Annotated in this window: 6 protein-coding genes; 3 read left to right on the forward strand and 3 right to left on the reverse strand. The window is 60.1% G+C overall.

Translation table 11 applies throughout. From position 1 onward, the window contains the following. The 3 genes from AC0L2O_RS35870 to AC0L2O_RS35880 all read left to right on the forward strand — a co-directional run. Positions 1-327 (forward strand): transposase (locus AC0L2O_RS35870; RefSeq protein ID WP_473373014.1); only part of this gene is annotated, 327 nt, incomplete at its 5' end. Between the two features lie 1,446 nt (positions 328-1,773). Further along, positions 1,774-1,911: a hypothetical protein gene (locus tag AC0L2O_RS35875; protein WP_473373081.1), complete on the forward strand. Its 138-nt coding sequence runs from the start codon at positions 1,774-1,776 to the stop codon at positions 1,909-1,911. A 406-nt stretch (positions 1,912-2,317) separates the two neighbouring features. After that, positions 2,318-2,458: a KTSC domain-containing protein gene (locus tag AC0L2O_RS35880; RefSeq protein ID WP_473373085.1), complete on the forward strand. Its 141-nt coding sequence runs from the start codon at positions 2,318-2,320 to the stop codon at positions 2,456-2,458. A gap of 299 nt (positions 2,459-2,757) precedes the next feature. Here the strand turns inward: AC0L2O_RS35880 and AC0L2O_RS35885 are convergent, their stop codons facing one another. From AC0L2O_RS35885 to AC0L2O_RS35895, 3 genes are all read right to left on the reverse strand, one after another. Continuing rightward, a complete protein-coding gene (locus AC0L2O_RS35885) occupies positions 2,758-3,201 on the reverse strand; it encodes a DUF4399 domain-containing protein (protein ID WP_473373082.1) in 444 nt (147 codons plus the stop codon). 16 nt (positions 3,202-3,217) lie between these two features. Continuing rightward, complete coding sequence (locus AC0L2O_RS35890) at positions 3,218-4,750, reverse strand: SUMF1/EgtB/PvdO family nonheme iron enzyme (RefSeq protein ID WP_473373083.1); 1,533 nt, start codon at positions 4,748-4,750, stop codon at positions 3,218-3,220. 1,031 nt (positions 4,751-5,781) lie between these two features. Then, positions 5,782-7,347, reverse strand: a 1,566-nt coding sequence (locus AC0L2O_RS35895) for an alkaline phosphatase family protein (RefSeq protein ID WP_473373084.1), incomplete at its 5' end; no start/stop codon positions are given.

Raw genomic sequence — 7,347 nt, forward strand, 5'->3', positions numbered from 1 at the left:
GACCAGCTCCGGCCAAAGCTGCCGAAGCTGGCCGGCTTCCTCGACGAGGCCGAGACCGACGTGCTGGCCTACATGACGTTCCCGCCGCAGCACCGGACCAAGCTGCACTCGACCAACCCGATCGAGCGCCTCAACGGCGAGATCAAGCGGCGCACCGAAGTGGTCGGCATCTTCCCCAACGAGGACGCCATCGTTCGCCTCATCGGCGCGATCCTGCTCGAACAGAACGACGAATGGGCCGTCCAGCGCGCCCGTTACATGACCCTGGAAACCATCGCGCCGTTGAGCGATGATCCGAGCGTCAGCCTCACGGCTATCGCCAGCTGACCAGCCCGGCTCTCGCCGGCGAACGCGGTGATCCACCGCCAGCTACACCACGCCACGGGACACGATCCTCGAGTGAGAACAAGCAGTCACGAGCAGCAAGGTTCGGCTGCACTGCCAATCCGGACCCAACATTGGATCAGTCACTCCGCGAGAAGTGCCGATTGCCATCATCGTGCCAGCCGCCACCAGAACAACGGCCGTCAGCGCTAACAATCGAGAGGTTGTCCAATTAGCTTTCATGGCGCATCCCTCCAGTGGGAGCGCGCACGCTACGCTCGATGACACCGGCCGCTTGTGAACTACTTCACAGAATGCGCATCACACCCGCGTGCAGGAGGCCAGCCAACATTAACCGGCGAGCCCCCTCAAATGAGGTACCCAAAAAGGTTGTCACGATAGCTGGCGCGTCTTGATTTGGTCTGGGTAGAGGCGTAAATGCACCGCGGCTTTGTACCTAGTTCTTCCATTTTCCCCGCTTCAATAGCTTTGTAATCTCCACTAAGTCACCTCGGATGGGGGCGAGACTCATGGAAATATTTCGCGCCGAGAAGATTTGCGTTGTTGAGGACAACTCAAGCAGAGCCTGCCGAATCTGCGGCCAGAAAATGAAGCTTGTACGAACGATGGTAGACTCTGACAGCGGAGACATCACTCACATGTTCGAATGCCCGTGTGGCAAGCTCTGGGGCGACTGAGGCGTACCGCCGCGCCGATTGCACACAAGCCCGACCCGCAGCGCATCGAGGCGCAAGCACGTCGGGGAACGCGATGACGCGCTAAAGGGTCCACCCCTGCCCGCGCGGTACACGTTGTCAAATCGGCTCCCGGTGCTGCGGAGGTCCGCACCTGATCCGTAGTACAGGAGCCGAGCTCCGCGCTGCCGTCGACTGCGAGCCCATCGTGCATGCGCTTTCGTGAGACGCAATAAAATATGTGGGAGGCGGCCTGGTTGCTAGCCTGCCCGGGAGAGCCTCCGGGTCGCTTCGTCTCTCGCCAGAGCGTCAAGTCGATCCAATTGACCAGCCACACCCGCAAAGCTCTTGGCGATATTCCTCAACAAGAACGCTCGGTCCTCGGAAGTGTTGGAGGCTGAGGAAAGGGTTTTATAGTGCGTTGCGAGATCCCTGCATTTGGCGGCTGTAATCATGTGGGCTCCAATCGGTGCGATCAGCAATGGACAATCATGACCTCACAATCCGACCAGCCGCCATAACTTGGGTTAAACACTATTCGTCGCAGCCGTATCACCTCTCGATGTTTACGGCCGATTTTATCTCAAGGGGACAAGGAATGGGGCGCGCGTGAGTCGTGGCGGGCCGAAGGCCAAGTGAGAAACTAGCGTTTTACAACCATGGGGAAAACTGCCTCTAGGTCAGCTCGTGTGCATTTTCCGAATCGACTCTCCGTGCACGCTCTCGTGCTGATTTCAATTTGGCGGATGCACGCGTGAGCCATTTCGTCTCTCTGCTTCTGCTTGCCATCGCCCTCACCCTGACCTTGTGCTTCGGGGTGGCAGCTTGGCGCCAGTCGGCCGGCAGAGACATCGATATCACCGCAACCATACCGCATCACGAATACGGCTGACGGGCGACGCCGAGCAACTGAAGCCGCTTGCCCTCGATCTGAGCCGATGATCCACGGCGGGCCGACGGTATCGCCCTGCATAAAACAAACGCCGCTATTCAGCACATCGACCATGGCACCCGCGCTGCACGACGGGCGCAGCGCGTGCCAGCCTGTGATGAGCGTCACAGAGTGGACAGCGTGAACCAGCTGAGCTGTATCCGTCCGCTGAAGCCCGCTGAAGGCCGTGGCTGAAGCGGCCATGGTTGGAACCGACTGCGGGGCGGACAGGTTGGACTGCTGATTTCATATCAGGTGGACGCGGCCAGGTGTGAAGGAGGCCGGTGGTGGCGATCCGGATGCGTCGGGTGCAGTCGTCGAGCATTGAGGCTGCAGGGTATGATCTTGAGCGGCGAACGTTGCGCGCATACGTTATGCCGGCGGTTCAACGTATGACTATCGGGCTGTTCCGGCTAAGGTCTTCGAGGACCTGCTGGTAGCCGAGTCGAAGGGACGGCTCGTCAATTCGTCTATCAAGCCGTATTATCGATACAGACACGTCAATTGACGGGCTGCAGCCTGCAGGTCGTGTCTAGGGCGGGCTGCCTAGCTCAACTCGGTCTCGGGCAATGAGCCAGGCGGCGGCATAAGCTCCTCCAGGGCGCGCTTCGACGATAACAAGCTCGGCCTGAACGGCTTGAATGGCGTTCGCTGGATTGATGCCAGAGACGGCTTGCAGCTCGCAGTCTGATAGAGCGCGTCGGTTCTTGCCGTTCACGTAAGCTCCGACCAGCAAAAAAGGCCGCGGGCACGCACTACCCAATCCCAGCGGTTGATATCCTTCCAGTCCCGGGACGGGGTTGCGATTTACTTGGCTGAAATCGGCTGTTTGACGCGTACGGTGATCTTCTCCGACACGACAGGCGGCTCGAACGGATAGTGCTTGGCATCGCCCAGCACTAGTTGGAGCGTGTGTGTCCCAGGCGAAAGCTCGAGAAGCGTTTCGGTCTGTCCTGCCCCGAAATGCAGATGCGACTTGTCCTGCGCGATCGGCTCCTTTGGATCGATGGGATCGTTGACGTCGACCAGCAAATGATGGTGGCCGGCGTTCTGATAGTCGTCGCCGGCATGCGTCACGCCCATGTTGCGCAGGCCGAACCGGACCAGGAATCCGCCGCGCACCCTTTGCCCGTCATGCGGGGTGATAAAATAGACCTTTGCGTCCTTTGGAGCAGCCTTGCCCTGCGAGAAGGCCATGCCCGGGAGCAGTGCGAGCACCGCCGACAGCGCAACGCAGCGAAGGATTTTCATCGATCTACTCCGGCAGTTAAGGACTGAGCGCAACACGGAATCCATGCGTCGGGTAACGAACATTGGTATCGTAACCGTCGCGGTTGGACGGCCGTACGTACCTCGAGTCGTTCTTCCAGGAGCCCGAGCGCAGGACGTGCGAGCTGCAGTCCCCCCCGCTCCACGCCGAACCGTCATTGGGCGCGCCCTGATAGCTCTTGTGCCAGCAGTCCTCGACCCATTGGTCGACGCCGCCGCCCATATCGTAGAGACCGAAAGGATTGGGCTTGAAGCTGCCGACTTTCGCCGGCTGCTCGGCCATGGCATCCCCGCAGTCCTTGCACCCGGCCATGCCCTGCTGGGACTTGTCGCCCCACCAATACTTTGTCGAGGTCCCGCCGCGCGCCGCATACTCCCATTCCGCTTCGCTTGGAAGCCCGTAAGGCTTCTTCGTCGCTTGCACGAGGAAGGCGACATATTGCTGTGCGTCGGTCCAGCTCACATTGGTAATTGGCGCATCGTCCTTGCCGGTGGCTGTGAATCCGCACGCCTTGGCGGCGGCGCACTCGTTCCATTCCTGCACTGTCACCGGATATTTTCCGATCGAGAATGGCTTGACCGTGACCTGGTGGACAGGACGTTCGGTCGGATCGTCGTTGCTTCCCATCGCAAAGCTGCCGCCGCGAACAGCGATGATCTCGGGTTCACGGACCGGTGCCGCTTTCGGTTGGCTGGGCGCCGGAGTGGGCGACGCAGGTGCCGACGCCAGCGACGGAGACGGTTGCGGTGTCTGCGTCGCCACCTCGCGCGGCGACGGCTGCGGGATCGGCGATGCGGCCGGAGCAGCGGCCGGCGTGGCGGCCTGCTGGCCCACCCTGCCCTGCGGCTGCGCCAGCAAATACCAGAGCACGCCCGCGGCAATCACCAGCACGGTGAGGCCCAGGAGAAAGATCAGAGTATTCTCGCGCCGGCCACGCGTGCTGCCGACTGCATCTACGTCCGGCAGCACACGATAGATGCGCACGGGATCCGTGATGTTCTTGACCTTGCGATCCCCGAGCGATTCATAGCCGCACACCACCTTGTGCTTGATCTGCTCGTAGATCGCGCCGGAGATGTAGACCTGACCGGGTTCGGCAATGCCCTCGATGCGTGTCGCGATGTTGACGCCATCGCCGTAGACGTCGTCTGGCTCAACGATGACATCACCGAGATTGACGCCAATCCGGTATTCGATCCGGGAGTCCCTCGGAATCGAGGCATTGCGGCCGACGAGGTTCTGCTGGATGACAATGCTGCATCGAACGGCCTCGACGGGGCTGTCGAACATGGCGATGAAACCATCGCCTGTGGTCTTCACCAGATTTCCATGATGCTCGACGATGCTGGGTTCGATGAGGTCCCGCTCGATCCGCTTGACGCGGACATGCGTGCCCTCCTCGTCGACCTGCATCAAGCGACTGTAGGATGCTATATCACCGACAATAATTGCCGCGAGACGACGAGGCCCAACGCCAGGCGAAGGAGGCCCACCGTGATTTCCGGATCTGAAGCTGCGAATTTCGCCCATAGCGGGGACCCACAAGCTTACAAAGGCTACCCCAACATACGACCCACCAAAAGGATCGTCTGTAAAACATATCACATCAATGGGCGCAGACAACATCGAACACTCGTCTGCATCGCCTTCCGCACAGGCAAGCCCGCTCATGGATTGAAAACTTCTGACGTTGGGGGCGACTAACCTTCGACGTCAGGTCCGGCCGGTGGAGTCGTTTAGGCGGATCGCTTGAGCTTCCGGCAGCTTACAGCAGGGCTGCCGGGTGAATCTTCCCGTCACGTTTGTGCGGTAGCCGTCTTGACGACACTGACAGATCCGAACTCGAAAGATTTGACTTGCCGGAATACACCGACGACGTCTGACTACCTGCCCTCAGTCCGTCCCCGGATGGTGTCCGTATGAACCCGATCTGGGCATCGATTCCATCACACCGAGCTCGTGCTCAATTCGTAAGGCTAGACATTCAAACAAGCGATTACTCTGCCGAGCAGCCCCACCTGAATGTGCTCCATCTGGCGAGCCTCAGATTGACGTCACGCGAACTCCAAGCGCAGTTCTCTATTCCCTGGGACGTGAAGACGTGGCACCGATGCAACACCTCTTCTGTTCCGCTTCGGAACAGTCGTTTTGGACTCCATCCGTGAACCAGGTTCTGGAATCATTGCTGCCAGCCGGGGCTGGAAGTGCTCATTCCGTAAACATTCAATTTTCCCGGACACGCCGCAGGATCCACTTAAATCCTGCGGCTCTTTTCATGTCACCCATGCATGGGCGGGCATTGGAAGCAGGTTTTGCAAGTGGAGGAGACAAAAGGCCGACCGAGGTCGCGCCTACGGATGGGCCTCGCCGGCCTGTGTTAAACATCAAGATCCTTGAGGACAGGGCCGCAAGAAGACGCGTTGAAGTGCAGCGCCCGTGGCCGACCCGCAGGGACTCCTCCGGCATGTGTTCAGTCAACGGCGCATCCCCGATACTCGCTTTAGAGGTTGCATGCTCTCGACACAGCCAAGCCAGTTAACGACTGCAAACCGGATCCGTGCTCATCCTGTGTGAAAATGGGGAGCAGCCAGCAACGCTGGATTCTGCAAGGCGCCGATCGGATTGAATGCCTGGCGGACCGGGCCAGAGGCGTCTCCGAGCAGCCCGGCCGCCGCGAATTGATCCATCATGGCTGCAAGGCGGCCGATATGCCCCCCATCCCAGCTCGAAGGGCCATTCGGGCCAGCCAATGAAGACCCCGCCGCACCCGACGTTGCCGCCGGAGGATCGGTCACTTGCATGGTCTGCGCCACCGACGTGGCGGTTTCGCCCGAAGTTGTGTTGCTCGCTGTCACCGTGAACGTAGCGACCGGGTGGTCGGTGCCCGTATAGTTCGACGATAGCGTCAGCCCGGTGAGTGGATTGCCTGACGTGGAGGAGCCCTCGGTAATGGACCAGGTATAGGTTCCGTTCGATTGAAGGCTGCTCGTAATATTATTTCCGGCAGGCGCTGTGATCGATTCGTAACTGGGCAAGCCGCTGATCGTCAGCGACAGTTTGTCGTCGGAGTCGACGGGAGTCGCGGTAATGCCCAACGCCACGGATCCTCCGGCCTGCACGGTCAGCGAGGTGTTGCTGATGGTCAGTGCCGGGACCTCGGGCCCCGCGTCCTGATCCACCGCGGCCAGCGCGGCCCCACCGGCAGCTGTCCCAAACACTTGAATGGGCGGCGCTGTCGCGGCGTTGTTGGGAGCGGTCAAGCCCAATGAATCAGTGATCGTGCTCAGAACATTGTAGTGATTGTAGGCGGCGCTGTAGTTTCCCGCGACCACGTTGGCGCCATACAAGAGAGTTGGAACCTGATTGGAAGCAGCCTCGGAAGTCGAATCGTCATTTTCGTCCCAGGTCACGATCAGCAGCGAATTGTTGTTGACCGCCCACTGAGCATAGCCGCCCAGGTTTTGCTGAAGCCATGTATCACCCTGGGCGATCGTCCCGTCGTGCATGTCGTTACTCACGCTGGGAATGACGAACGAGACGGTCGGCAGGCTCGAATAATTGCCGTTGGCAAAAAGCGCCGGGAAGCTGGTGAAATCCGTTTGAGCCGTGCGCCCCTCGGGGAATGAAACCCAGGGGTCATGGTTGAAGTCACTGCCGATCCCGCCCTCGTCGACATAGCCCGTGAACGAGAGACCCGCGTTGTGCAAGACCGTGTAAAGCGTTGGGTCCGGGAGGCTGTAGGAGTTGTCGTCGGTTGTACCGAATGTCGAGCCGGCATAGAGGGCGAAATAGTCCGGCTGGCTTGGATGAGCCTCCGACGTCATGTTGGTTAGCGATGCGCCGCCGGCCATGAGGCTGTTGATGTAAGGTGCTTGGCTATTGCCGGCGATCTGGTCATAGTTGTGGTTTTCTTCAACGACGACCACGATATGGCTGTACTTCGGTACGCCAGTGGTGGTCGTGGTCGGGTTGACCTGCAGGGTGCCGGTGGGATTGGCGTTGGCCGCACCGGCCAGGTTGGCGGCATTGCCGGCTCCGTCGCTGATGACCGCGCCGTTGAGGTTGAACGACGAGATGGCGAGATCGGACGTGGTCTGGCCTGCCGCGACCGTGTAGCTGAAGGTGAG

Source organism: Bradyrhizobium sp. Kon10, assembly GCF_055807395.1.

What these genes read in the sequence shown, in the direction of transcription:
- AC0L2O_RS35890 (WP_473373083.1), bottom strand. Translation starts at nt 4,750, where the DNA reads ATGGGCGAAATTCGCAGCTTCAGATCCGGAAATCACGGTGGGCCTCCT.
- AC0L2O_RS35885 (WP_473373082.1), bottom strand. Translation starts at nt 3,201, where the DNA reads ATGAAAATCCTTCGCTGCGTTGCGCTGTCGGCGGTGCTCGCACTGCTC.